We start from the raw sequence: 23,709 nt of genomic DNA, 5'->3' as shown, positions 1-23,709 counted from the left end.
GCCCCGCCTGCGCGGGGCATGACGTTGGAAAGATGATCTCCCCTTCCCTTCCCGCCGAACTCAAGGCCGCGCTCGACGCCAAGCTCCAGGGCTTTTCGCGCAGCGATGCCGCACAGCGATCACAGAAGATCTCGAACGCCTATCGCGCGGGTGGTGGTTCCGGCACGATCAAGTCGGAGGCCGATGCGCTCGCCTATGCACTGGCGCGCATGCCGGCGACCTATGCAGCGGTGGCCGCGAGCCTGAACGCGCTGACCGAAATCGCGCCGGACTTCACTCCTGAGACACTGCTCGACGTCGGCGCAGGTCCGGGCACCGCGAGCTGGGCCGCCGCAGAGGCTTTTGGCTCGCTGCAATCCTTCACCCTGCTCGATGCCAACGCGACCCTGAGCCGGCTGGCGCTCGAGCTCGCGCAAGACAGCACGCGGCTGGCCGATTGCCGCTATCTGCCGGGCGACGCCGGAGCGAACCTCGCCGAAGTCCCGCAAGCCGATCTCGTCGTTGCGAGCTACATCATCGGCGAGCTCGGCGAGAGCGACCAGCGCAAGCTGACCGAGGCAATGTGGGCAAAGGCACGTCACGCGCTTGTGGTGATTGAGCCCGGCACGCCGGCCGGCTACGCCCGCATCCTCGCGCTGCGCCAGCAACTGATCGCGGCGGGCGCCTTCGTCGCCGCCCCCTGCCCGCACGAAAGACCCTGCCCGCTGATTGCACCCGACTGGTGCCATTTCTCCCAACGTTTGCCGCGCTCGCAGGCGCACCGCCAGGTCAAGGGCGCCGAGGTGCCGTTCGAGGACGAGAGGTTCATCTACGTCGCCCTGACCCGCACGCCGCCGGGGACACGCGCCTCGCGCGTGCTGGCGCCGCCGGACATCGGCAAGGCCGAGATCACGGCCAAGCTCTGCACCGAGCAGGGCGTCGAACTTGCGAAGGTGCCACGCCGCGACAAGCCCGCCTATGCGAATGCGCGGCGTTGGCGCTGGGGCGATGCAGTCCTGTCCGAAAGTTAACCTCGTTGCCCGCTTTTGCCTTGAACTCGGATGGCTGCCGATCCGACCAAGTCTAACCTTCCCTCTGCGCCGGGGCTCTCGCTCCGCGCCAATTTGGTCTAGGCTGCGCCCGCCTCAATCCCCTTCAGGAGTTCTCCATGTCGACCGGCTGGATCGTTCTCGGCGTCATCGTCGTCCTCGTGCTGTTCGCCTTCAGCGCCTATAATCGGCTGGTGGCGCTGAGCCAGCGCGTCGGCCAGGCCTTTGCCGATATCGACGTGCAGCTCAAGCAGCGTCATGACCTGATCCCGAACCTGGTTGAAACGGTGAAGGGCTATGCATCGCACGAGCGCGGCACGCTCGACGACGTCATCAAGGCACGCAATTCGGCGATGTCGGCGCAGGGCCCGGCCCAGGTGTCCGCCGCGGAGAACCAGCTCTCCGGCGCGCTCGGCCGGCTGATCGCGCTGTCGGAGGCCTATCCCGACCTCAAGGCCAATGCCAATTTCCAGCAGCTTGCCAGCGAGCTCTCCGACCTCGAGAACAAGATCGCGGCGAGCCGGCGCTTCTTCAACAACGCGGTCCAGGAGTACAACACCGGCATCCAGCAGATGCCCGCCGCGCTGTTCGCCGGCATGTTCGGCTTCACCCGGAAGGAGTTCTTCGATCTCGGCGCCAGCCGCACCGAGGTCGAGGCGACGCCGCAGGTGAAGTTCTGATTTAAACCGCCGGGCCGGCAGGGCAGCGCGTCATGGCCGCGTATGGTCTCTACACGCACATCGCCTCGAACAAGTTTCGTTCGATGCTGCTGCTCGCCGGCCTGTTCCTGCTGATTTACGTGCTGGTCTATGCCGGTGCGCTGATCGCCGAAGTTCTCATCGACAGCGATCAGACCGTCGCTTTCTATCTGAGCCGCGCCTTCTCCGACCTGCTCAAGGCCTCGCCCATTGCCACGATCGTGGCGGCCGCCTGGATCGTGATCGCCTATTTCTTCCACCAGTCGATGATCGACGCGGTGACCGGCGGCCACGACGTCACCCGGCAGGAGCAGCCGCGGCTCTACAATCTGCTCGAAAACCTCTGCATCTCCCGCGGCATCCCCATGCCGAAGCTGAAGATGATGGAGAGCCCGGCGCTGAACGCGTTCGCGACCGGCCTCAACCCGCGGCAATATGCGATCACAGTGACCACGGGCCTGCTCGATGCGCTGGACGATAAGGAGATCGAGGCGGTGCTCGGCCACGAGCTGACCCACATCAAGAACGGCGACGTGCAGCTCATGGTGGTCGCCGTCATCATCGCCGGCGTGGTCGGCTTCTTCGGCGAGTTGTTCTTCCGCGTGTTCACCAGCTTCAACTGGAGTTCCAGCTCCGGCGGCTCGCGGTCCTCTAGCTCCTCCTCGTCGTCCCGATCGTCCTCGTCGTCGAGCGATAGCAAGAGCTCGGGCGGCGGCGCGGTCGTTGTCATCATCATCGCAGTCGTGCTGATCGTGGTGGCCTGGCTGTTGTCGCAGGTGGTGAAGCTCGCGCTGTCGCGGTCGCGCGAATATCTCGCCGACGCCGGCTCGGTCGAGCTGACGAAGAATCCCGACGCCATGATTTCGGCCCTGCGCAAGATCGAGAACCGGGGCGAGCTGCCGGGCGCGACCTCGGCGGTGATGGAGCTCTGCGTCGACAATCCGCGCGAGGGCTTTGCCGATCTGTTCGCGACCCACCCGTCGGTGCAGTCCCGGGTCGATGCGCTGGTCAAGTTTGCCGGCGGCCACGATCCCGGCCCGCTGCCGCCCGACGAGGACACCAAAGAGCCCAAGGCGCAGGCCGACCAGCAGGATGCCCCGCCGCCGCTGTCACAGGGGCCGTGGAACGACGCAGGCGGCCAGGCCAGTCCGCCGCCGCTACCCGCGCCAAGGCCTTCTGGAACCGCAAGTGGCAATCCGACGGGGAATCCCGTCGGTCCGTGGGGCCGCCATTGAGCGCGTGATTTGACATCAAGCGCGATTAGTTTCGCGGCGATTGAGAAAAACCCCGGGAATTGCCGCAACGACGTGCCGAGGAATTGAATTCTCCCTTGTTTCTGCCATGTTCGCGCCCAACAGCAGACTCGGGACATCGATTTGGGGCCCGGCCGATTGCGACCTCGCGATCGGGGGCGCGCGTTAGGGGACAGCAATGGCAAAGCCGGCAGTGGTTGTGGTGGGCGCGGACAAGGGCGGGGTCGGCAAGACCACGGTCTCGCGCACCCTGCTCGATTATTTTTCCGCCAACAACGTGCCGACGCGCGCCTTCGACACCGAGTCGCCGCGCGGAACGCTGAAGCGCTTCCATCCGGGGATTACCGAGATCGTCGATATGATGACGACGTCGGACCAGATGAAGATCTTCGATACGCTCAACGCGGCAAGCCCGTCGGTGACCGTGATCGACGTCCGCGCCGGCCTGCTCTCGCCGGCCCTGGCCTCGCTGCGCGACATCGGCTTTCTCGATGCCGCCAAGGCCGGCCAGATCACCTTCGCGGTGTTCCACATCCTCGGGCCCTCGATCGCCTCGCTGGACGAGATCGCCGAGACCGCGGGCTTCATGACCGGTGCAAAATATTTCCTGGTGAAGAACTTCATCAACGACACCCAGTTCTTCCAGTGGGATCAGGCGACCTACAATTCCTACTTCCACCGGATCAAGGACGCGACCGAGCTGACCATTCCTAAGCTCAACGAAATGGCCTACGAGCAGGTCGAGGTGTCCTCCGTTCCGTTCCTGAAATTCGTCGCCAACAAGGGCATCAACGACGAAGCCGCCAACTATTCCTTCGTGCTGCGCGGCTATGTCCGGCACTGGCTCGCCAACGTCTGGAGCGAGTTCGACCGGATTCGGCTGACCGATATCGTCGGCTCGAAGTCCGCCGGCCGCAACAGCGAAAAATAGTTGCGCAATTCGGGCGGATGCGGCTGGATTGAGCGGTAAATCCGCGCAGATATGGCTGTCGATGCCCGCGACGTCCCTGTACATCATCTGCTCGCCCCGCCCGCAGGTCGGCAAGACGCTGCTGGCGCGGCTTTTGAGCGAATTTCTGCTGCTCAAGAACGGCGACGTCGCGGCCTTCGACGTCAACCTGAAGGAACCGTCGCTGGTCGACTTCCTGCCGAAGATCACCGAGACGGCTGATGTGATCGACACCTTCGGCAAGATGCAGCTGATGGACCGCGTGATCGTCGACGACGGCCTCGCCAAGGTGATCGACCTCGGCTTCCACGCCTTCGACGAGTTTTTCAAGATGGCCGACGAGATCGGCCTGCTGAAGGAGGCGGCGCGCCGCCGTGTCGCGCCGATGATCCTGTTCGTCGCCGATACCGACCGCGCCTCGGCCCGCGCTCATGAGATGCTGCGCGGGCAGATCCCGCGGATGAACCTGATCACCGTCGACAACGAGTTCATCATCCGCGGCGAGCTGCCGCCTGCGATGGCCGGCGGCCGGCTGCTCCGCCTGCCGGCGCTGCCCGGCTTCCTCAAGACCTATATCGACCGGCTGAGCTTCTCCTTCACCGGCTATCTCCGCCAGGAGAAGGACTCGTCCACCGAGCTGCACCAGTGGACCCGGCGCAACTATCTCGCCTTCCGCGAGCTCGAGCTCAGCCTGATCTTGCAACGGTCCTGAGGCGACAAATTATACCCGGGCGATATTTTCTGCCCGTCGCCGCTCAATGCCCCTCGAACGTCATCAGCGTGCGCACCGGTACGTCCATCGCGCGCAGCTTGGCGGCGCCGCCGAGCTCGGGCAGGTCGATGATGAAGCAGGCCGCGACCACGTTGGCGCCGATCTGCCGCAGCAGCTTGACCGCGCCTTCCGCGGTGCCGCCGGTGGCGATGAGGTCGTCGACCAGAATGACGCGCTCGCCGGGCTGGATCGCGTCGACATGCATCTCCATCTCGTCGATGCCATATTCGAGAGAGTAAGCGATGCGCACGGTGGTGTGCGGCAGCTTGCCTTTTTTCCGGATCGGCACGAAGCCGGCCGAGACCTGATGCGCCACCGCGCCGCCGATGATGAAGCCGCGCGCCTCCATGCCGGCGACCTTGTCGATCTTGTTGCCGGCCCAGGGGTTGACGAGCTCGTCGACCGCGCGGCGGAATGCGCGCGCGTCGGCGAGTAGCGTTGTGATGTCGCGGAACATGATTCCGGCTTTGGGGTAGTCCGGGATGGTGCGAACGCTCGCCTTCAGATCGTGGTCAAACATCATTGGTGCCTCTCAATCGACGCTCGCATTCAGCCGGAATGCGTTCTCGACAATTCGTAAACCTACCTCGCCGCTGAGCGACATCAGCGATTCCGGATGGAACTGCACGCCGGCGACCGGCAGCGTCTTGTGCTCCAGCGCCATGGCGACGCCATCCTCGGTGCTGGCGGTGACGGATAACACCTCCGGCATGCTGCCCTGCTCGACATAGAGCGAATGATAGCGGCCGATCACGATCTCGTTCGGCAAATTGCGCATCAGCCGCCCGCCGCGCACCTGAACCCGCGAGGGCCGGCCATGGGCGGGATGGGTGAGTTGCCCGAGCTCGCCGCCGAAATATTCGCCGATCGCCTGGACGCCGAGGCAGACGCCGAACACCGGCAGCGTCTTCTCCAGCGCCGCATCGATGGTCTTCTTGATTCCGAAATCCTCAGGGCGTCCGGGGCCGGGCGACAGCACGAGCAAATCCCACGTCCTCTGCTTGAGCATGTCGAGCGCATGCACGTAACGGACCACGGTGACGCTGGCGCCGACCTGACGGAAATAGTCCGCCAGCATGTGCACAAAACTGTCGTCGTGATCGATCAGCAGTACCCGCTTGCCCGAGCCCGTGGCGTCGGGCGCAAAGGCCGAGAGCGGCTTTGGCGGATCGCCCCGCAGTGCCTGGAACAGGGCCGCGGCCTTGACCTGGCATTCGCGATCCTCGGCGGCGGGATCGGAATCGAACAGGCAGGTGGCGCCGACGCGCACCTCGGCGAGACCGTCCTTCATGCGGATGGTGCGGATGGTGAGACCGGTATTGATGCTGCCGTCGAAATTCACCGCCCCGATCGCGCCGGCATACCAGCGCCGCGGCGAGCGTTCGTGATCCTCGACGAATTGCATCGCCCAGAGCTTTGGCGCGCCGGTGACAGTGACCGCCCAGGCGTGGGTGAGAAACGCATCGAGCGCGTCGAAGCCCGGGCGCAGCGTGCCCTCGACATGGTCGACGGTGTGGAACAGCTTCGAGTAGGTCTCGATCTGCCGCCGCGCCAGCACCTTGATCGTGCCGGGAACGCAGACGCGCGCCTTGTCGTTGCGGTCGACGTCGGTGCACATGTTGAGCTCGAACTCGTCCTTCTCCGAGTTCAGGAGCTGGCGGATCTGCTCGGCGTCGCCGATCGCGTCGGTGCCGCGCGCGATCGTGCCGGAGATCGGGCAGGTCTCGACGCGGCGCCCGTCGGAGCGCACGAACATTTCCGGCGAAGCCGAGACCAGAAATTCGCCGTCGCCGAGATTCATCAGTGCGCCGTAGGGCGACGGGTTGATGACGCAGAGCCGCTGGAACACTTCCGCCGGCGAGCGGTCGCAGGGTTCGGCAAAGAGCTGCCCGGGCACCGCCTCAAACAAATCACCACGCGCGAAGGCCGCGCGCGCGGTCTCGACGGTGGCCTGATATTCGCCGGGCGCATGATCGGCAAAACCCTGGCGCGGGGTTTTGAGATAAGGACTTTCGGCGGTCTCGCGCGGCAGGCCTTCGGTGGATTTGCCCTTCCAGGCGAAATCGTAGCTCAGCACCACGCCGCGGCCGGTGGCGCGATCATAGGCGAGCAGGCGATCCGGCACGTAGAGTACGATGTCGCGCTGGTCTTGCTCGCGCGCGCGCTTCTGCACGAGGTCCTCGATCTGGAACACGAGATCGTAGGCAAAAGCGCCGAATAGGCCGAGCAGCCCGTCGTCATTGGCGGAGGAGGCGGCAACGAGATCGCGCACCAGCGACATCACGCTGGCGCGGCGCGTGCGCTGGTCTTCCTCGACCGGCGCTTCGCCGCGGATGATGTGGCCGGCAAGGCGCGAAGCGGTCGTCTCGGAGATTACCACGCAGGGCTCGCGCAGAACGTCGGCGAGGAAGGCGATCAGCACCTGCCCGCGCTCGTTGAGCGCCTCCAGCGTAAAATTGAAGCCCGTGGTCTCGAGCTTGAGCGGCGGGTCGGAGAAGCCGAGATCAAAACTCTCGTAGCGGCCGGGCACGGTCGTGCCTGACGACAGCACCACGCCGCGGCGGCGGTCGAGCAGGCTGACGAGATCGTCGAGCCGGTTGGCGCCGCCGGAAAACTGCTCGGCCACGCGCGTGATCGCAAGACCTGCGCGGGTCACATAGTCGCTTCTGGCCGGGAGGGTAAAGACGGTCCTGTTCATGTAATCCTCTTGGGGTCCTCTTACGAGACTTGCCGAGGAAACGCCACACAGGACAAACGATCAGGCCGCCGCACTGCGTTGGCGACCTCAGACGATTTGGGAAAGGAAAATCGCACCGGCCACCTCGTTAGGAGGTGCGCCACCAAAGACGGGCTAGGCGAACGGCGGTGCTCATGGGGAACTAACACCATGGCGCGGCGGCGGCGTCAAGGGCAAGACTTGGAGACCTGGCTCCCAAGAACCTGGCGCCGAGACGCCGGGGCGTTTCTTCTCAGTCCGGCAGGCCAGCCGCACGAAGGGCCGCGATGTCGGCTTCGAATTCGGTGGTATCGCTGCGAAACTGCGTCGCGATCCACCCGCTGATGGTAAAGTCCGGCACCGCCTTGAGGAGGCGGGCTGCGGCATCTTTTGCTTCGTCGTGCCGGCCGCTGCGCTCATAGGCAATCACCAAGTCCCTGCCTCCAAAGCCCGGCATCCGGGCAGAGTACTCCTCCAACGTGGCGATCGCCTCGTCCATGCGTCCAGCGAGGCGGTAGGCATTGCCCAGAAAACTGAGGTAGAGCTGCGGGAAATGCGGGTTCAGCCGGATCGCCTTCTCAATTTGGGCGATCGCTTCCTGCGCAAGCCCAGTCGCCGTGAAAACGTAGCCTGCGAAGGTTGCGATCTTTGGCGCGCCTGGCGCCAAGTCAACGGCTCTTCGGGCTTTGCCCACCGCTTCATCGAAACGGGCTTCCATGAGGCAGGCGATCGCCGAACTGACCAGCGCTTCCGCATTCGTCGGGTCGATCGACAGAGCCTTCTCGATGTGCATCGTTCCGCTTGCCAGGTAGGCTTTCCGATCGCCCCACCACCCGAACCGCGCATTCCACGTATGCGCAAATCCCAACATCGCGTGCAGCGCTGCGGAATGAGGGTCGTGCGCGAGCGCCCGTTCCCAATGGCGGCAGGCGATCGCCATGTCCTCGCCAGGCTTCGTCTGTCGGTCGGGCCAGAAGATGGTGGCGAGCCCCTTCACGTAGCACGCCCAGGCCTCGACGTTGGTCGTCGTGGTGTAGTACTGAAGCCGCGCTTCCTCGCCTTGCATGAAGATGACCTGCATGTCAGTCGCAAGGCGTAGCGCGATCTCATCCCGTATGGCGAAGAGATCGGAAAGCCCGCGATCGTAGCGTTCGGCCCAAATGGCGGCAGCGCGCTCGACATCGCTCAGGCGGACGGAAATTCGAATGCGGTCCCCGCTCTTCTGCAGGCTGCCCTGCAGCACATAGCGCACACCGAGGTCACGCGCGATCTCCCGGATATCCGTCTCGCGCCCCTTGTAAAAAAGGGATGAGTTGTGGGCGATGACCGTCAGACCGGAGAGTTTCGAAAGGGTGTTGATGATGTCGTCCACCAGCCCGTCGGCAAAGAGCTCCCGGTCCGGTTCAGGGCCGAGATGCGCGAAGGGAAGGATCGCGATCGAGGGCCTTTCGCCGTTTCGCGGGGGTGTCGCGCCGGCTTTCTCGGGGGCCGGAGGCCTGAAGCGATAGCCAACGCGCGGAATGGTGATGATCCATTCGCCGCCTTCGGGCGAGGGCCCCAGCGCCTTGCGAAGCTGCGCGATCTGGACCGAGAGGTTGCTCTCTTCAACGGCAAGACCAGGCCAGCCCACGTCGAGAAGTTCCGACTTGGTCAGGACTTCACCCGCGCGCCCGAGCAGAGCCCTCAGCAGGCGCGCGCCCCGTCTTCCAATGGGAACGTGCTCCCCCTCCCGCGAAAAGCGCACCGCTATCGCAGTCAAGACGAAAGGGTCCAAAGGTCAGGCCACGATCCTGCACGGCGGGGAGATTAGCTGCTTCAACGTCTTTTCGGAACTCCTTCGGCGAACCTTCGATACAAGCGCTTTCCGTGCCTGCACAGTCTCCCGCGTCACGGATGTTTTACACCGCAATTCGGCGGGAGAGATCGATGGTTTATTGGGACTATTACTATCTTTGCCTTATGGAAATCGAGGCCGCACGAAGGACCAGTTCGGCTGCAAGCGACCGTATTCCCCCGAAAGTCGTGTCGTCGCCGGCCCGCCTTCCTTGGCCATTCGGTGTGGCCCTTCTGGTGGTTGCGCTGGGCACGATAGCCGCCGCCCTCTGGCACTCCTGAAACGTTGCCAAGGAGAGGCAGATGACTATGGCTCTTCCCACCCTCACCCATAAGCTTCCCGACAGCACGCGGCTCGGCCGCGCTCATCTCAAGGTCACGAACTTTGAGCGGGCGGCTGCGGTGTGGCGGGACCTCGTTGGCCTCTCAATACTTTCACGCGACCGCGATAGTATGGAAATGGGCGTTGGAAGTCGGGTGCTCCTGGCCTTCTGTGCCTCCGCACGCGACGAGGCCTCGGAGGCATCCCTTGGCCTTCATCACGTTGCCCTGCATATTCCATCTGACAAGGAATTCGCGCGTGTTGCCGCCCGGCTTGGCACAGTGGGCCGCAGTTTTCGCGCCGTAGACCGCACCGTGGCAAAGGCGATCTACCTGTCGGACGACGACGGAATCGGAATTGAACTCGTACTGGAGACGCCGCATCGCGGTCGGCTGGAAGTCGTCGGCGGAGGGCTGCGCGCGGTATCAGTTGGTGGCGAAATCCATCCTGCCGCTCTGCCTCTTGATCTCCGGCCGATGGTTGGGGACTTCATCGATGCTGCGGGACTTGCCCATCCGCTTCCAGGCGGGACCGAGCTTGGCCACATCCACCTGCGCGTTCGGGATCTCGATCTGACCAATCGATTTTATGCGGATACTATCGGCTTCCTGCCGCTGCTGCAGGTCCCGGCCTTCGGTATGTACGACGTGGGGACCGCCACACGACCGCATCTTGTCGCCTTCAGCAACTGGACTGCTGCGGATGCTCCGGATGCATCCGCTGCTATGGCCGGTCTCAAGTGGTTCACAATCTCGGTTCCCTCACCGGATGTGATCGAGGGCGTGGCGGGCCGTCTGGCTGCCGGCGGCATTCGCTTTCTCGAATCCACAAATGCCGTGCAGGCCAACGATCCCGATGGAAACAGCATCATCGTGACCTGCGACGACTGATGCAGCCTCCAGCGATCGAACGATCTACGATGCCCCTACCCCAGATGCTTGCGGAAAAACTCCGTCGCGCGGCCCCAGGCGAGCTCGGCGGCTTCGCGGTCGTGCACGGCCTGGCGCTGCTCGTTGACGAAGGCGTGCTCGGCATCATAGCGGAACAGCTCGAGCGACTTGCCGGCGGCCTTCATGCTCTTTTCGAAGGCATCCACCAGCTGCGGCGTGCACCAGTCGTCCTTGTTGGCGAAGTGGGCCTGAAGCGGGATCTTAATGTCGGCGGGCTTGGCCGCCTGCTCCGGCGGGATGCCGTAGAACACGACGCCGGCCGCGAGCTCAGGGATTTTGGTGGCGCCGATGATGGTCACGGCGCCGCCGAGGCAGAATCCGGTCAGGCCGACCTTGGCGCCATTGCGCGACAGATATTGCGCGGCGCCGCGCACGGTCTGCGTGGTGGCATCCATGAAGTCGAGCGAGTTCATCTCGTTGTTGGCGGAATCGGTGTCGTGATAGGGCACCACCTTGCCCTTGTAGAGATCGGGCGCCAGCGCATCGAAACCGGCCAGCGCAAAGCGATCGCACAGCCCCTTGATCTGGTCCGACAGACCCCACCATTCCTGGATCACGACCACGCCCGGCGCATTGCCGCGCGCCGCATTGGCGAGATAGCCCGAGGCGTCCTTGCCGTCCGGACGCTTGAAGGTGATCGCGGTTCCCATGGTGTCCTCCGATGATGTTCTGGGGGCGTTGAAGGCATTTTGGCGATTGAGAGAGCTCGGCGCAATCCACACTCTCGTCATTCCGGGGCGCGCCTAGCGCGAGCTATGATGCGCAATTGCGCATCTGAGAGCCCATGGTGCTACGGAGTTGGTGGATGAATGGATTCCGGGCTCGACGCTCCGGGCCGCGCTTTGTGCGGTCCCGTCGCATCGCCCCGGAATGACGGCAACAAAAAGCCCCCTCGCGGGGGCTTTTCTATCTCGTCTCGCTCGCGCCGCTCAGTGCGACTCGGCCCAGACTTTCTTCTTGGTGAAGTACATCAGGCCCGCGAAGATGATCAGGAAGATGAACACCTGGAAGCCGAGGCGCTTGCGCGCTTCCATGTGCGGCTCGGCGGTCCACATCAGGAACGTGGTGACGTCCTTGGCGTACTGCGCCACCGTGGTCGGCGAGCCGTCGTCATAGGTCACCTGGCCGTCGCTGAGCGGCTTCGGCATCTTGATGGCGTGGCCCGGGAAGTACTTGTTATAGTAGGAGCCCTCCGGGATGGTCACGCCTTCCGGCACCTTGTCCTCAAAGCCCTGGAGCACCGCCGCGACGTAGTCCGGGCCTTGCTCCTGGTATTGGCTGAAGAAGTCGATGATGAACATCGGGAAGCCGCGGCCATACGAGCGGGCCTTGGTGATCAGCGACAGATCGGGTGGCGCCGCGCCGCCGTTTGCCGCACGCGCCGCCTGCTCGTTCGGGAACGGCGAGGGGAAATAGTCGGCAGGCCGGCCCGGACGCTCGAACATGTCGCCGGCATCGTTCGGGCCGTCCTTGATCTTGTAGTCGGAGGCAAACGCCGTCGCCTGCGCCACCGAATAGCCGGGGCCGCCGGCTTCCGCGAGGTTGCGGAAGGCGATGTAGGACAGGCCGTGGCAGCTGGCGCAGACCTCCTTGTAGACCTTCAGGCCACGCTGCAGCGCGCCTCGGTCAAACGTGCCGACAGGGCCAGCGAAGGACCATTTGTTGCCCGGCGGCTTATCGCTGCCTTCGGCCGCTTTCGCGCTGTCGATCGAGCCCGCGAACAAGGCGCCGGCCAGCGCAAGCACGATCGCGGTCGACACCATCGGCGTCGACTTGCTGCCGGTCTTGGCGAGCACCGCGTCGGCGATCGAGTTCGGCACCGGCCGCGGCGTCTCGATGCGCGCGAGCAGCGGCAGCACGATCAGGAAGTAGGCGAAGTAGCAGAACGTCAGGATCCGGCCGGCGATCACGTAGATGCCTTCCGGCGGCTGAGCGCCGAGATAACCGAGCAGGATACAGACCGCGACGAAGATCCAGAAGAACTGCTTGGCCAACGGGCGATACTTCGAGGACCTCGTCTTGGCGCTGTCGAGCCAGGGCAGGAAGCACAGGATGAGGATTGCCGAGAACATCGCGATGACGCCGGCGAGCTTGTTCGGGATCGAGCGCAAGATCGCGTAGAACGGCAGGTAATACCATTCCGGCACGATGTGCGGCGGCGTCACGCCCGGGTTCGCCGGAATGTAGTTGTCGGCGTCGCCGAGATAGTTCGGCATGTAGAAGATGAACCAGGCGTAGAGCAGCATGAAACAGGAAACGCCGAACATGTCCTTGATGGTCGCGTGCGGCGTGAACGGAACCGTGTCCTTTTCCGTCTTCGGCTCGACGCCGTCCGGATTGTTCTGGCCGGCGACATGCAGCGCCCAGACGTGGAGCACGACCACGCCAGCGATCAGGAACGGCAGCAGATAGTGCAGCGAGAAGAAGCGGTTCAGCGTCGGGTTGCCGACCGAGTAGCCGCCCCACAGCAGTGTCACGATGCTCTCGCCGGCATAGGGAATGGCGGAGAACAAATTGGTGATGACGGTGGCGCCCCAGAAGCTCATCTGGCCCCACGGCAGCACGTAGCCCATGAAGCCTGTCGCCATCATCAGGAGGTAGATGATGACACCGAGGATCCACAGCACCTCGCGCGGCTCCTTGAAGGAGCCGTAATAGATGCCACGGAACATATGGACGTAGACCGCGACAAAGAACATCGATGCGCCGACCGCGTGCATGTTGCGGAGCAGCCAGCCGTAGTTCACGTCACGAACGATCAGCTCGACCGACTTGAAGGCGAGATCGGCGTGCGGCGTGTAGTGCATCGCCAGGATGACGCCAGTCAGGATCTGGATCCCGAGCATGAAGGAGAGGATGGCGCCGAAGGTCCACCAGTAGTTCAGGTTGCGCGGGGTCGGATAGGCGACGAAGGAGGAGTGGATGAGACCAAAAATCGGCAGGCGCCGCTCGATCCATTGCAGCGCCGGATTGCTCGGCTGGTAGTCGGATGGTCCGCTCATGATGCGATCCTGAGGAAATAAGACGACGAGACGACGCGAGGCTTCGGATGCGGGTCCGAAGCTCAGCCGATCTGGATTTTGGTGTCGGAAACGAACTGGTACGGCGGAACCGGCAGGTTTGCGGGCGCGGGCCCCTGGCGGATGCGGCCGGACGAATCGTACTGCGAACCATGGCAGGGGCAGAAGAACCCGTCGTAATTGCCCTCATGAGCGATCGGGATGCAGCCGAGATGGGTGCAGATGCCGATCACGACCAGCCACTGCTCGTGGCCGGACTTGACCCGGGCGTCGTCAGCCTGCGGATCGGGCAGGCTCGCCACGTTGACGGCGCGCGCCTCGTCGATCTGTTTCTTGGTGCGGTGGCTGATGTAGATCGGCTTGCCGCGCCAGAACACCTTGATGTCCTGCCCCTCGGCGACCGGGCTGAGATCGACCTCGATCGGCGCACCGGCGGCGATCGTCGCGGCGTCCGGATTCATCTGGGAAATGAAGGGCCAGAGCGCGGCCGCGCCCCCTACTGCTGCGGCTGCCCCGGTTGCAACGAATAAGAAATCACGGCGTGTCGGATGGTCCGCCGAAGACGCTGTCGTCACGATTCCAACCCTTTCTTCTTATGCTCCCGGCGGAACCGCTCCAGGGGGCGCCCAAACGTCCCCAGAACAGCCTGCCGGCGCCCGCGGCCCCCCCGCGGCGGCAGAACTTCGCATGTCCTCACCAAAAAGGGCAAAAACTGCAGTCCAGAATCGTTCTATTCGCACCCTTGCCGGACGAGCGCAAGCCCGCTATCGGCGCGGGAGCGTGCAATGCACGAATTCCCGCGCTAGCGATGTTTTATTGAGACATTTCCGATCCACACCAGCCCACTGCCCGGCCATGCACATCGCACTTTTCCAGCCCGACATTGCCCAGAACACCGGCACGATTCTCAGGCTCTGCGCCTGTTTGGGACTGTCGGCCCATATCATCGAACCGGCCGGCTTCCCGTTCTCGGACCGCCTGTTCCGCCGGGCGGGAATGGACTATCTCAACCACGTCAGCGTGACCCGTCATGACTCCTGGCCGAAATTCGAGGAATGGCGGGCGGCGCAGGGCTGTCGGCTGCTGCTGTTCACCACCAAGGGCGCGACCGACTACCGCGATTTCGGTTACCAGACGTCGGACATCCTGCTATTCGGACGCGAGAGCGCCGGCGTCACCGACATGGTGGTCGAGGCCGCGGATGCGCGGCTGGTGATCCCGATCGCACCGGGGCTGCGGTCGCTCAATGTGGCGATGACCGCGGCGATGGCCGCAGGCGAAGCCCTGCGGCAGGTCCGCAACCAGCCAGTTTGATACGTTGAGGAGAGACGATTGAGTTACGCGGTCAAGGAGGTCTTCCTGACCCTGCAAGGCGAAGGCGCCCATGCCGGGCGCGCTGCCGTGTTCTGCCGTTTTGCCGGCTGCAATCTCTGGAGCGGCCGCGAGGCCGATCGCGGCGATGCCGTCTGCAAGTTCTGCGACACGGATTTCGTCGGCACTGACGGCACGCTCGGCGGGCGCTACGGCTCGGCCGCAGACCTCGCCGGCACCATCGCCGCGCAATGGACGGGAGCGGCCGACAACCGCTACGTGGTGCTGACCGGCGGCGAGCCGCTGTTGCAGGTGGACGCAGCCCTAATCGACGCGCTCCATGCCCACGGCTTCGAGATCGGCGTGGAAACCAACGGCACGATTACCCCACCTGACGGGCTCGACTGGATCTGCGTCAGCCCGAAAGGCGGAAGCGAACTCGTCTTGCGCCACGGCCACGAGCTGAAGCTGGTCTATCCGCAGGCGCTCGCCGCGCCGGAGGCCTTCGAGGGCCTTGCCTTCGAACGCTTCTCGCTGCAGCCGATGGACGGGCCCGAGGTCGCCGAAAACACCGCGCGCGCCATCGACTACTGCCTGCGTCATCCGCAATGGCGGCTCAGCGTGCAAACGCATAAATCGCTCGGCATCAGATAGGGTTGGTTTTCGAACAGATGTGGGAATTGACGAAATCGTTTCGCTTCGAGGCGGCGCATTCACTGTCGGGAACGACGTTTGGCGCCGCCAGCGAAGAAATCCACGGCCACTCCTTCCGCGCCGAGGTGACGGTGCGCGGCACGCCCGATCCGGACACCGGCATGGTGGTCGATCTCGGCCTTCTCCAGCGCGCGATCGAGGACGTGCGGCTGATGCTGGACCACAAGTTCCTCAACAAGATCGAGGCGCTCGGCACCCCGACGCTGGAAAACCTCTCACGCTTCGTCTGGGAGCGGCTGGCCCATATCGGCAAGCTCACCCGCGTCAGCGTCCACCGCGACAGTTGCAACGAGAGCTGCACCTATTACGGTCCGCAGGGTTAGACTTCGTAGGGTGGGCAAAGCGGAGCGTGCCCACCATTCGAGACGACGGTGGAAGATGGTGGGCACGGCGCAAGCGCGCCTTTGCCCACCCTACGCGACAACTCCGATGGGAATGCAGATGGACGTTTCGACAATCGACGGTCGCAAGGCCCGCGCCCGCGCCTGGTTCGAAGCCTTGCGCGACGACCTCTGCGCCAGCTTCGAGCGGCTGGAAGACGACGCGCCGCAAAGCCTCCATCCCGGCGAGGCCGGCCGCTTCGTGCGCACGCCCTGGCAGCGCACCGACCACTCGGGCGCACCCGGCGGCGGCGGCGTGATGTCGATGATGTACGGCCGACTGTTCGAGAAGGTCGGCGTGCACTGTTCGACCGTACACGGCGAGTTCGCGCCTGAGTTCCGCGCGCAGATCCCGGGCGCCGCGGAGGATCCGCGGTTCTGGGCCTCCGGCATCTCGCTGATCGCGCATCTGCGCAATCCGCACGTGCCCGCCGTGCACATGAACACGCGCTTCGTCGTCACCACCAAGGCCTGGTTCGGCGGCGGCGCCGACCTCACGCCGGTGCTCGATCGCCGCCGCACCCAAGAGGACGCCGACACAATCGCCTTCCACGCCGCGATGAAGCGGGCCTGCACGCAGCCGAACGGCGTCGCCGACTACGACAAGTACAAGACATGGTGCGACGAGTACTTCTACCTGCCGCACCGCAAAGAAGCGCGCGGCGTCGGCGGCATCTTCTACGACTGGCACGACAGCGGCGATTGGGACGCAGACCTCGCCTTCACCCAGGATGTCGGCCGCGCCTTCCTGAAAGTCTACCCCGACATCGTGCGCCGCAATTTCGCGACGGCCTGGACGGCTGAGGATCGCGAGGAGCAACTGGTCCAGCGCGGGCGCTATGTCGAATTCAACCTGCTCTACGACCGCGGCACCATTTTCGGGCTCAAGACCGGCGGCAATGTGGACGCGATCCTGTCGTCGCTGCCGCCGGAGGTGAAGTGGCCATGACCACGATGAAGCCCGCATCGAGGCCACTGCCCCGCGCCATGCTGATCGACATGGACGACACAATTCTCTCGGCCTACGCCCGGCCCGAGATCGCCTGGAACACGATCGCGAACGAGTTCGCCGCGGAGCTTGCGCCGCTGCCGCCACAGCAGGTCGCAACCGCGGTGCTGGCTTTCGCACGCAACTTCTGGGCCAATGCGGAAGCCGCATGGCGGCTCAAGCTCGCCGAGGCCCGGCATCTGACGGTCAAGGGCGGTTTTGCCGCGCTCGCCGCGGCCGGTCACCGCGCCTTGCCCGACGATCTTGCAATTCGCCTCGCCGACCGCTTCACCGCCTATCGCGAGGAGGAGATGTTCGTCTTCCCCGGTGCGCATGATGCCATCGACAGGCTCAAGTCGCTCGGCATCAAGCTCGCGCTGGTGACCAACGGCGCCGCCGACACCCAGCGCGCCAAGGTCGAGCGCTTCGAGCTGGCGCATCGCTTTCACCACATCCAGATCGAGGGCGAGCACGGTTTCGGCAAGCCCGAGGAGCGCGCCTACCTGCATGCGATGGACGCGCTCGGCGTCACCGCAAAGGACACCTGGATGATCGGCGACAATCTGGAATGGGAAGTCGTGACACCGCAGCGCCTCGGCATCTACGGCATCTGGATCGACGTGCATGGCGACGGCCTGCCCGAAGGCTCGACCGTCAGGCCCGACCGCATCATCCGCTCGCTGACGGAGCTGGTGCCGAGCCCACCGTAACCAGAGCGCAAAAACAAAATATCGCAAAACAACCCCATGCACAGAAGACCGTTGCTGCAAAATCAACGGCTTACGGATTTTACGAAAAAAATTTTGATCCGTCGGGCAAAACAGGGGCATAATGTCATCATCGCGGCGCATGGGATAGAAACGTCCTTGCGCAACCGATCGAACAGGCGTCCATGCTCTCGTCACGCGTCCGCTCCGGCTTGAAACGCCGTCATCGGCGTTTCAGCAGTCTGGCAGCGGATGCAGCTGTCGCAGCACATCCACCAATCCAGCATCTCGTGGTCGGCGTGTCATGCCGGCTTGCTAACTTCTCTCGTCAATCAACCCAAGAGGACCATCCATGGAACTGAAAGCCGGCGATATCGTCATGTTGAAATCCGGCGGGCAGCCGCTCACCGTCGCGGACGTGAAGGGCGACGACGTGACCTGTCTCTGGATGGGCGCAGAAGGCGACCTGTTCCGCGAGACGCTGCCGCTCGCCGTGCTCGAACGGCTGGAAGAGGTCGATGAAGACGAAGATGAGGATGACGACGACGAGGAGTAGGCACGTCTAAGGCCGCGTCCTGGTTAGATCGGAGTTCTCGGCTCCGGCGCACCTGATGTCCGCTACTCTGCCAACAACGGCGCAATAGCGGACATCGCTGAATGTCGCAGAAGGGCCAAGAGGAGACGTCCTGTAGCAAGAGGCCCGTTTGCTCCGCGGCGCGCGGATGATGGGATCAGACGGCGCAATCCGGATGGGTCTTCGGTTAACTAAGGATGTAGATTGATCTTAGGAGGCAGCATCCGTCTTCTGCTATGATCGCCCGCGAAACTCATAGTTGCGGTTCAGCGATTAATAATGAACGGTAATTGGGATCAGGAACTCCTGCGGAGTCTCAACTCGTTCGGGGGAAGCGAGGCGCGGTATCTGTGGGAGCTTAGCAACAATCAGCTATTCGGAGGCTTTCCGGTATTCTTTGCTTTGATCGCCCTGTGGTTCTCCGGGGATTGCAGAGAGCGTCGCAGCCGAATGCTGACTGGACTCCTTGCAGTCTGTCTAGCGACTGTCCTCTCGGTTTGGATGCAGTTTCATCTCGCTGGGCATACACGTCCACTTTTGGACCCAGCGCTTCACCTGAAAATAATCGACGATCACAGATTGAGCGTGGTGGCCTGGGATCGTACAGGCTCGTTCCCCAGCGATACGTCGACACTGTTTTTCGCCTTGGCCACGGTTATTTTGTTGGAGAATCGATGGGCGGGCTTGCTTTGCTTCCTTTGGACCACGATGGTCGTTGCACTCCCTCGGGTCATTTTTGCGTGGCACTATCCAAGCGACATCATTGGATCGCTGATCTTGGGACCGGCATGCGTCTCTCTTTTTAGCGCAATCCCATACCCAAGAATAATGTTTGAGCGCGTACTGATGTGGTTTGAGGGCCGCATGTATATTGTCCATGCACTTTTATTCATTTTCTTGACAGATGCGTCCAACCTATTTCAGAGCTTGCAACAAGCCGGAAAAACCCTTGTGCGAACGTTGGGATAGAAACGCTTAGTTGATCACAGAAGTAGATTTGCTTGCCTGCTCGAGAGGCAGGTCGCCGGGCTCAACCGCGCCGCTTAGTGGCGCAGCAGCGCGTGCTTGAAGGCTGCACGTATCCAACCACGCCCCACGTCAACCCCGCGCAATTGCTTCTGGCTCCCCTTGGAGCAACATTCTTCGACCAAGACCATGCAGCGCAAGCTGTCCGGCACAAAAGATCGACATGCATGAACCAGGAATTCGTTGCTCCTCGCAGACCACCTAGGTTCCACCGGTGTCGCGCAGGGAGCAGACAGACACCGAGGTCTGCAATGGGCCAAAAGCGTCGTTCTAGTCGCCGCTAGTCACTTCCGGTCTGCTCCGATTGAGGACGATTGGGGGCCCGCCCAAGGGCAATCGCGTGGGGTTGATCCTTGGGGGAATCGCGTCCCGCCCTATCTTCATGTGTGCTACCTAGTTCGGTAGCAATGGTCAGGAGAAACCGATCATGACTGACGATCAGGTCAATCTCGTCGTTCAGCACCTTTGCGAGCATTTGCACTTGGCGCTCCGATTGAAGGACAGCGAGGCACATCCACCAAACGCCAAGGATATTGGATTTGATCCTGCCTCTGTAAGAACTGTATTGCTGACTGGGTTGCGTTCGGCGGGTGTCGCGACCCACCACGAGGCAGCCGGGGCGAGCGAAGAGCCGCCGTGGTCCTAAACGCAAAACGCGGGACAGAAGCCCCGCGCCAGTGTCTCAGTTGGGTTATCCGCGTCGGTTTGGCCGCATTTCGGCAGTTTCCGCTCCGCTATCGACTGCAGAAGTGGCGGCGGCGCGATGTTCGGCTCAGGGCCAAACGCAGACTCCCGCAGCACGGCAAAGGCAATGCTTATTCGACGACCGAATCAGCCGTTGCGAGCAGCGCTTCGGGCACGTTCAGTCCAAGAGCCTTCGCGGTCTTGAGATTGAGGGCGAGTTCAAACTCGGTTGGCAACTCGACCGGCAGATCCTCCGGTTTTGCCCCCTTGAGGATCCGGTCCACGTAATACGCGCCCCTCTGCAGCAGCGCCGAGCCTTTCGGGCTATACCGAGAGGCACATGCCAACCTTCGCGTACAAGCTGTATTCGGTTGCAAAAGGAAGCTTGTTTGCGATTCCGAACGCCGCAATCTGCTCGCGAAAGTTCTATATGATCGGATCTGAGATCATGAGTACGGCATCGGGCCGATCGGCCAATATTTCGCCCAACGCGCTTTCAATCTGCGAACGTGCATGAAGTTCGACCAGCCTTACTTCGATTCCATTGAGCAAGCCGGCGCGGCCGATCGCGGAGATCCGAGAGGGATCAAACTCGAAATTACGGAAATTACGGTCACACCCATTAGCGGGCCGCTCGTCAAGAGCGCAGATTTTCTTTGGCAGCGCGAGCTGCCAATCTATTCACTGATCGCTTCCAGCTACCGTGTTTGTATCGCGTCCGTTTCTTCGGTTGATGGCTGCGTCCGCATCGCGGATCCCGCCAGACATCCATCGGGATCAAGCTTCTGCGTGAGCCGCATCCGCTCGGCGAGCCGCTGCCGGGCGCGATCTGACAACTCCCCTGCCCCACTTGAAGTGAAATGCCTCACAATCCGCAATCCGGGATTGCAGTACCCTCGCGCCGTAGGCGTGGAGTGAGTTGGAGGCGACGATGGAGCAGGACCTTCCGAAGGACGCAGCGGGCACGCAACGGACGGCCGAAGGCCCCCTGACGTGGCTGACCAAATTCGATCGCGGATTTACCCTCGTCAAGGGCCTCTCGCTGGTGACGGTGTTGAGCAGCCTTCTCGTCGGCTACTTTCAGTATCTGGGCTCCTATCAGGAGAAGGTGAACGCTCAGGCCAAGGAAAACATGCAGACCGCGGCGAAGACGTTCGACACTATCTCGACGAAATTTTCCCTGGTCCAGGCATTGCAACAGCAGTTGTTCTCCGACTATTCGACTGCACTCGATGATCGCGCCGACGCCAACGAACAAGCTCTTGCCATCAAGAGCGCCCAGGACATTCTGAAGGACTACGAAAGCGCCCAACTGACCTTGTTCGAAACGGGCGAGTTGCTGGCACGCAACGCCCAGATGTACATCGATTGGGCCACGAACTTCAGGCAAAATCCGGCAGAACAGCTTACCCCAACCAGTGATCCGCTCGACCAGACCCTGCTTCGGGCCTTTGACTTCGATTGCGATCACAACTTGCCGCAATTCGTGCCATCCAAGGGCGGCGCGGCGACCACTCCGCGCGTGTCCGCCGAGAATGCGTGTTCGGTCGATGCCCGCTACAATTGGGACCCGGCCGATTCATACGTCGATGTTTGCCCCAAGAACCGGGAGAAGGCCGGATCAAACGACTCCGTGACGATTCACTGGTTCAGCGCAAAGCACCAGGTGCTGGTGATGCACTATTGTCTTCGCAATCTGCATGAAAGATTGGCGCCGGTGCGCCACTGGGCCTCGCAACCCGAAGCAAAGCCGGAGACCAAAGCTTCACCACAGGTCGATCGCGACCGCATTCAGAGCGCGATCGACCTTCAGGCCAAGCGGCTCAACGCCTTCATGAACCTCGCGACCTTCCACATGGACGGAATCCGGGAGAGCTATCGCCCGGACAGCTTTGCCTGCCATGTCCCGATCGTCACATCAGTGCTGAGCCTCTTCAACGATGCCTGCACCCCCGTCAAGACGACGCCGATCATCGTCAGCAGGCGTTGATATCCTGCCGTAGCCTGGCCGGTGTATCCTTACAATCGGGCGAACGCGGTCGACCGTGATCACTCTGTCATGACGGCTTGCTAGCTCTTCACTGATCGACCACTCAGGAGGACAATCCATGGAACTGAAAGTCGGCGACGTCGTGATGCTCAAATCAGGCGGCCATCCGCTGACCGTCGCCGAGGTGAAAGGCGACGACGTGCTCTGCCTCTGGATGGGCATGGAAGGCGATCTGTTCCGCGAGACGCTGCCGCTCGCCGTGCTCGAGCAGGTGGAAGAGGAAGATGAGGACGAAGAGGAAGACGACGAAGACGAGGAGTAGGCACGCCTAAGCCGCATCCTGGTTAGTTCGGAGTGCTGGGCCCCCGGCGCACCTGATGTCCGCTACTCTGCACAATGGCGGACATCGCCGCATGTCGCAGAAGTCACAACAGGAGACGTAGCTTTCGCAGAATTGGGTAGCTAGTTTTGTCCGATCGTAGCGACGCGGATGGACTCCGATGGTTCAGATTTTGGACGTTCCTAAGAGCTGATGATAAGCTTTCGCAATTCCTTAGGAACGACGTCGCGTAACCCCGCATTGGTGCTTGCCGTTGAGGGAACACTTCGTTAGCCATATTCAGCGACCGGCTACCTTTCCAGGCTCCAGCTTTTCCGCCGCCGTTCGGCTGACATGATGGAGGGTCTCATGCGAATCGCCGTGCTGGTTGTCTTCATGGTGGCGGGGCTTGCTCCCGCAGCACACGCTGAGCGTGACTACCCCTGGTGCGTCTTTGGCGGAGAGCTCGGCGCTTCCGGCGAGTGCATGTATGAGACGCGGCAACAGTGCCTGGCTTCGGCATCCGGGCGGTGGAACACCTATTGCGATGTGAACCCGCGCGTGAGGTTCAGACAGCCGCCTCCGTACCGGACGCGCTGACCACAACAAAATTACGGTGCAGTGCACTTAACTTGAGCCGGGTTGAGTGCACTGTCACGTAATCCCCGCGTCTCACAGCCAGCGCCGCACCCGCGCGACATAGTCATCATAGGCCGTGCCAAACTGGCGGCGCATTTTGGCCTCCTCGAAGGGGACGTGGACCCAGTTGACAGTCACGAAGACGGCAACGGGCGCCATGAACATCGGCCAGGCGCCGATCCATACGGCAACTCCCAGAGCGAGAGTGACGAGGCCCAAATACATCGGGTTGCGGGTGAACCTGTAGGGACCGCGCGTGACAAGTTTGCGGTTGGTCGGCGATGCCGGATTGATTTCGGTATCCTCGCTCCGGAACAGGAGGAAAGCCAGGACGGGCGGGATGAACGCAAATCCCACCAACACTATTCCCAGCGCTGGAAGCGGCAGGCCGGGAATTGCCGGCCAGTCCAGTGACCAGCTCAGCGCCAGGCAGAGCAGGATGAAGATCAACGTCCAAATTGGCGGAGCAAGTTTGAGCATGATTGAGCCACCTGAACTGGATGGTCCGACAATATCTCATTCGCCGCTCGTGGAGGGCCGGTGCCGCCCGGGACAAAGTTATGACGATAACCTGTCATAATGAGGTGATTACAGAAGAAAGCGATGGGTTTCGCAAGGGCTCAACCCATCCTACGGACTCCGCGTTGGCTGGTTCCCGCCGCACGTCCGCCCTCCGAGCGCCCGATTTTGAATGAATGAAAGAAAACATAGTCGGGTCGGCGCGTTGGTCCGACCTTGGGCGCGGACCTAGGGGATGCAGGAGATCATCGTGATGAAAGTAGCTAAGCTAGTCGCAGTACTCGCCATACCGGCATTGTTGATCGCAGGGTCAGGCC

26 protein-coding genes are annotated in these 23,709 nt (G+C 62.7%); 18 read left to right on the top strand and 8 right to left on the bottom strand.

Translation table 11 applies throughout. The annotated features are described in order from the left end of the window. Positions 1-32 precede the first annotated feature (32 nt). From FXV83_RS27565 to FXV83_RS27545, 5 genes are all read left to right on the top strand, one after another. Positions 33-1,010 (top strand): small ribosomal subunit Rsm22 family protein, encoded by a 978-nt coding sequence (locus tag FXV83_RS27565; RefSeq protein ID WP_148742729.1) that lies wholly within the window; start codon positions 33-35, stop codon positions 1,008-1,010. Between the two features lie 137 nt (positions 1,011-1,147). Continuing rightward, complete coding sequence (locus FXV83_RS27560; RefSeq protein WP_148742728.1) at positions 1,148-1,708, top strand: LemA family protein; 561 nt, start codon at positions 1,148-1,150, stop codon at positions 1,706-1,708. 32 nt (positions 1,709-1,740) lie between these two features. Beyond that, complete coding sequence (locus FXV83_RS27555) at positions 1,741-2,961, top strand: M48 family metallopeptidase (protein WP_148742727.1); 1,221 nt, start codon at positions 1,741-1,743, stop codon at positions 2,959-2,961. Positions 2,962-3,157: 196 nt separating this feature from the next. Further along, complete coding sequence (locus FXV83_RS27550; protein ID WP_148742726.1) at positions 3,158-3,910, top strand: P-loop NTPase family protein; 753 nt, start codon at positions 3,158-3,160, stop codon at positions 3,908-3,910. Between the two features lie 61 nt (positions 3,911-3,971). Further along, a complete protein-coding gene (locus FXV83_RS27545; RefSeq protein WP_148742746.1) occupies positions 3,972-4,640 on the top strand; it encodes a hypothetical protein in 669 nt (222 codons plus the stop codon). Positions 4,641-4,683: 43 nt separating this feature from the next. Here FXV83_RS27545 and FXV83_RS27540 read toward each other — a convergent pair whose 3' ends face one another. The 3 genes from FXV83_RS27540 to FXV83_RS27530 all read right to left on the bottom strand — a co-directional run bounded on the left by FXV83_RS27540 (position 4,684) and on the right by FXV83_RS27530 (position 9,175). After that, a complete protein-coding gene (locus FXV83_RS27540; protein ID WP_148742725.1) occupies positions 4,684-5,223 on the bottom strand; it encodes an adenine phosphoribosyltransferase in 540 nt (179 codons plus the stop codon). A 9-nt stretch (positions 5,224-5,232) separates the two neighbouring features. Beyond that, positions 5,233-7,398: an anthranilate synthase component I gene (locus FXV83_RS27535; RefSeq protein WP_148742724.1), complete on the bottom strand. Its 2,166-nt coding sequence runs from the start codon at positions 7,396-7,398 to the stop codon at positions 5,233-5,235. 271 nt (positions 7,399-7,669) lie between these two features. Continuing rightward, the gene (locus FXV83_RS27530; protein WP_187436200.1) at positions 7,670-9,175 is read right to left on the bottom strand and encodes a winged helix-turn-helix domain-containing tetratricopeptide repeat protein; all 1,506 of its coding nucleotides are present in this window, start codon (positions 9,173-9,175) and stop codon (positions 7,670-7,672) included. Between the two features lie 551 nt (positions 9,176-9,726). On the opposite strand from FXV83_RS27530, the gene FXV83_RS27525 reads away from it, so the two are divergent. After that, positions 9,727-10,461: a VOC family protein gene (locus tag FXV83_RS27525; protein WP_347341086.1), complete on the top strand. Its 735-nt coding sequence runs from the start codon at positions 9,727-9,729 to the stop codon at positions 10,459-10,461. Between the two features lie 35 nt (positions 10,462-10,496). Here FXV83_RS27525 and FXV83_RS27520 read toward each other — a convergent pair whose 3' ends face one another. The 3 genes from FXV83_RS27520 to petA form a co-directional block, all read right to left on the bottom strand. Next, complete coding sequence (locus FXV83_RS27520) at positions 10,497-11,171, bottom strand: dienelactone hydrolase family protein (protein ID WP_148742721.1); 675 nt, start codon at positions 11,169-11,171, stop codon at positions 10,497-10,499. A gap of 279 nt (positions 11,172-11,450) precedes the next feature. Further along, on the bottom strand, positions 11,451-13,523 hold the full coding sequence (fbcH, locus tag FXV83_RS27515; protein ID WP_148742720.1) for a cytochrome b/c1: 2,073 nt from the start codon (positions 13,521-13,523) through the stop codon (positions 11,451-11,453). Positions 13,524-13,585: 62 nt separating this feature from the next. Then, positions 13,586-14,116: a ubiquinol-cytochrome c reductase iron-sulfur subunit gene (gene petA, locus FXV83_RS27510; protein WP_148742719.1), complete on the bottom strand. Its 531-nt coding sequence runs from the start codon at positions 14,114-14,116 to the stop codon at positions 13,586-13,588. Positions 14,117-14,396: 280 nt separating this feature from the next. Here petA and FXV83_RS27505 point away from each other — a divergent pair, with 280 nt between their 5' ends. The 8 genes from FXV83_RS27505 to FXV83_RS27470 all read left to right on the top strand — a co-directional run bounded on the left by FXV83_RS27505 (position 14,397) and on the right by FXV83_RS27470 (position 19,887). Then, positions 14,397-14,855: a tRNA (cytidine(34)-2'-O)-methyltransferase gene (locus tag FXV83_RS27505; protein WP_148742718.1), complete on the top strand. Its 459-nt coding sequence runs from the start codon at positions 14,397-14,399 to the stop codon at positions 14,853-14,855. 18 nt (positions 14,856-14,873) lie between these two features. Beyond that, entirely contained in the window at positions 14,874-15,506 is a 633-nt protein-coding gene (gene queE, locus FXV83_RS27500) for a 7-carboxy-7-deazaguanine synthase (protein ID WP_148742717.1), read from the top strand. 17 nt (positions 15,507-15,523) lie between these two features. Beyond that, entirely contained in the window at positions 15,524-15,889 is a 366-nt protein-coding gene (locus FXV83_RS27495) for a 6-pyruvoyl trahydropterin synthase family protein (protein ID WP_148742745.1), read from the top strand. 118 nt (positions 15,890-16,007) lie between these two features. Beyond that, on the top strand, positions 16,008-16,895 hold the full coding sequence (gene hemF / locus FXV83_RS27490) for an oxygen-dependent coproporphyrinogen oxidase (protein ID WP_187436198.1): 888 nt from the start codon (positions 16,008-16,010) through the stop codon (positions 16,893-16,895). Beyond that, the gene (locus FXV83_RS27485) at positions 16,892-17,644 is read left to right on the top strand and encodes an HAD family hydrolase (protein ID WP_187436197.1); all 753 of its coding nucleotides are present in this window, start codon (positions 16,892-16,894) and stop codon (positions 17,642-17,644) included. Before hemF ends, FXV83_RS27485 begins: the two co-directional genes overlap by 4 nt. A 349-nt stretch (positions 17,645-17,993) precedes the next feature. Next, entirely contained in the window at positions 17,994-18,197 is a 204-nt protein-coding gene (locus FXV83_RS27480) for a YodC family protein (RefSeq protein WP_148742714.1), read from the top strand. A gap of 297 nt (positions 18,198-18,494) precedes the next feature. Further along, positions 18,495-19,184, top strand: coding sequence for a phosphatase PAP2 family protein (locus FXV83_RS27475; RefSeq protein ID WP_148742713.1), 690 nt, complete (start codon positions 18,495-18,497; stop codon positions 19,182-19,184). A 484-nt stretch (positions 19,185-19,668) separates the two neighbouring features. Continuing rightward, the gene (locus tag FXV83_RS27470; RefSeq protein WP_148742712.1) at positions 19,669-19,887 is read left to right on the top strand and encodes a hypothetical protein; all 219 of its coding nucleotides are present in this window, start codon (positions 19,669-19,671) and stop codon (positions 19,885-19,887) included. A 169-nt stretch (positions 19,888-20,056) separates the two neighbouring features. Here the strand turns inward: FXV83_RS27470 and FXV83_RS44295 are convergent, their stop codons facing one another. Then, positions 20,057-20,209: an ABC transporter substrate binding protein gene (locus FXV83_RS44295; RefSeq protein ID WP_235940195.1), complete on the bottom strand. Its 153-nt coding sequence runs from the start codon at positions 20,207-20,209 to the stop codon at positions 20,057-20,059. A gap of 229 nt (positions 20,210-20,438) precedes the next feature. Here FXV83_RS44295 and FXV83_RS27460 point away from each other — a divergent pair, with 229 nt between their 5' ends. From FXV83_RS27460 to FXV83_RS27445, 4 genes are all read left to right on the top strand, one after another. After that, positions 20,439-20,843: a hypothetical protein gene (locus FXV83_RS27460; protein WP_148742710.1), complete on the top strand. Its 405-nt coding sequence runs from the start codon at positions 20,439-20,441 to the stop codon at positions 20,841-20,843. 13 nt (positions 20,844-20,856) lie between these two features. After that, positions 20,857-21,915: a hypothetical protein gene (locus FXV83_RS27455; RefSeq protein ID WP_148742709.1), complete on the top strand. Its 1,059-nt coding sequence runs from the start codon at positions 20,857-20,859 to the stop codon at positions 21,913-21,915. A gap of 118 nt (positions 21,916-22,033) precedes the next feature. Continuing rightward, positions 22,034-22,237 (top strand): YodC family protein, encoded by a 204-nt coding sequence (locus FXV83_RS27450; protein ID WP_148742708.1) that lies wholly within the window; start codon positions 22,034-22,036, stop codon positions 22,235-22,237. A gap of 351 nt (positions 22,238-22,588) precedes the next feature. Further along, positions 22,589-22,834: a DUF3551 domain-containing protein gene (locus FXV83_RS27445; protein WP_148742707.1), complete on the top strand. Its 246-nt coding sequence runs from the start codon at positions 22,589-22,591 to the stop codon at positions 22,832-22,834. Between the two features lie 72 nt (positions 22,835-22,906). Here the strand turns inward: FXV83_RS27445 and FXV83_RS27440 are convergent, their stop codons facing one another. Beyond that, positions 22,907-23,353, bottom strand: coding sequence for a methyltransferase family protein (locus FXV83_RS27440; RefSeq protein ID WP_148742706.1), 447 nt, complete (start codon positions 23,351-23,353; stop codon positions 22,907-22,909). Positions 23,354-23,709: the final 356 nt, after the last annotated feature.

Source organism: Bradyrhizobium hipponense, assembly GCF_008123965.1.
Taxonomy (GTDB): Bacteria; Pseudomonadota; Alphaproteobacteria; order Rhizobiales; family Xanthobacteraceae; genus Bradyrhizobium; species Bradyrhizobium hipponense.
This window is presented reverse-complemented; position numbering and strand designations above follow the sequence as displayed.

Excerpts from the sequence above, each read along its gene's own strand:
- FXV83_RS27505 (WP_148742718.1), top strand. The coding sequence starts at position 14,397 with ATGCACATCGCACTTTTCCAGCCCGACATTGCCCAGAACACCGGCACG.
- FXV83_RS27550 (WP_148742726.1), top strand. The coding sequence starts at position 3,158 with ATGGCAAAGCCGGCAGTGGTTGTGGTGGGCGCGGACAAGGGCGGGGTC.
- FXV83_RS27560 (WP_148742728.1), top strand. The coding sequence starts at position 1,148 with ATGTCGACCGGCTGGATCGTTCTCGGCGTCATCGTCGTCCTCGTGCTG.
- FXV83_RS27445 (WP_148742707.1), top strand. The coding sequence starts at position 22,589 with ATGATGGAGGGTCTCATGCGAATCGCCGTGCTGGTTGTCTTCATGGTG.
- FXV83_RS27555 (WP_148742727.1), top strand. The coding sequence starts at position 1,741 with ATGGCCGCGTATGGTCTCTACACGCACATCGCCTCGAACAAGTTTCGT.
- FXV83_RS27475 (WP_148742713.1), top strand. The coding sequence starts at position 18,495 with ATGAACGGTAATTGGGATCAGGAACTCCTGCGGAGTCTCAACTCGTTC.
- FXV83_RS27540 (WP_148742725.1), bottom strand. The coding sequence starts at position 5,223 with ATGATGTTTGACCACGATCTGAAGGCGAGCGTTCGCACCATCCCGGAC.
- FXV83_RS27480 (WP_148742714.1), top strand. The coding sequence starts at position 17,994 with ATGGAACTGAAAGCCGGCGATATCGTCATGTTGAAATCCGGCGGGCAG.
- FXV83_RS27495 (WP_148742745.1), top strand. The coding sequence starts at position 15,524 with ATGTGGGAATTGACGAAATCGTTTCGCTTCGAGGCGGCGCATTCACTG.
- FXV83_RS27455 (WP_148742709.1), top strand. The coding sequence starts at position 20,857 with ATGGAGCAGGACCTTCCGAAGGACGCAGCGGGCACGCAACGGACGGCC.
- FXV83_RS27450 (WP_148742708.1), top strand. The coding sequence starts at position 22,034 with ATGGAACTGAAAGTCGGCGACGTCGTGATGCTCAAATCAGGCGGCCAT.
- FXV83_RS27545 (WP_148742746.1), top strand. The coding sequence starts at position 3,972 with ATGCCCGCGACGTCCCTGTACATCATCTGCTCGCCCCGCCCGCAGGTC.
- hemF (WP_187436198.1), top strand. The coding sequence starts at position 16,008 with ATGGACGTTTCGACAATCGACGGTCGCAAGGCCCGCGCCCGCGCCTGG.
- FXV83_RS27485 (WP_187436197.1), top strand. The coding sequence starts at position 16,892 with ATGACCACGATGAAGCCCGCATCGAGGCCACTGCCCCGCGCCATGCTG.
- FXV83_RS27470 (WP_148742712.1), top strand. The coding sequence starts at position 19,669 with ATGACTGACGATCAGGTCAATCTCGTCGTTCAGCACCTTTGCGAGCAT.
- FXV83_RS27440 (WP_148742706.1), bottom strand. The coding sequence starts at position 23,353 with ATGCTCAAACTTGCTCCGCCAATTTGGACGTTGATCTTCATCCTGCTC.
- FXV83_RS27520 (WP_148742721.1), bottom strand. The coding sequence starts at position 11,171 with ATGGGAACCGCGATCACCTTCAAGCGTCCGGACGGCAAGGACGCCTCG.
- fbcH (WP_148742720.1), bottom strand. The coding sequence starts at position 13,523 with ATGAGCGGACCATCCGACTACCAGCCGAGCAATCCGGCGCTGCAATGG.
- FXV83_RS27535 (WP_148742724.1), bottom strand. The coding sequence starts at position 7,398 with ATGAACAGGACCGTCTTTACCCTCCCGGCCAGAAGCGACTATGTGACC.
- FXV83_RS27460 (WP_148742710.1), top strand. The coding sequence starts at position 20,439 with ATGAAGTTCGACCAGCCTTACTTCGATTCCATTGAGCAAGCCGGCGCG.
- FXV83_RS27565 (WP_148742729.1), top strand. The coding sequence starts at position 33 with ATGATCTCCCCTTCCCTTCCCGCCGAACTCAAGGCCGCGCTCGACGCC.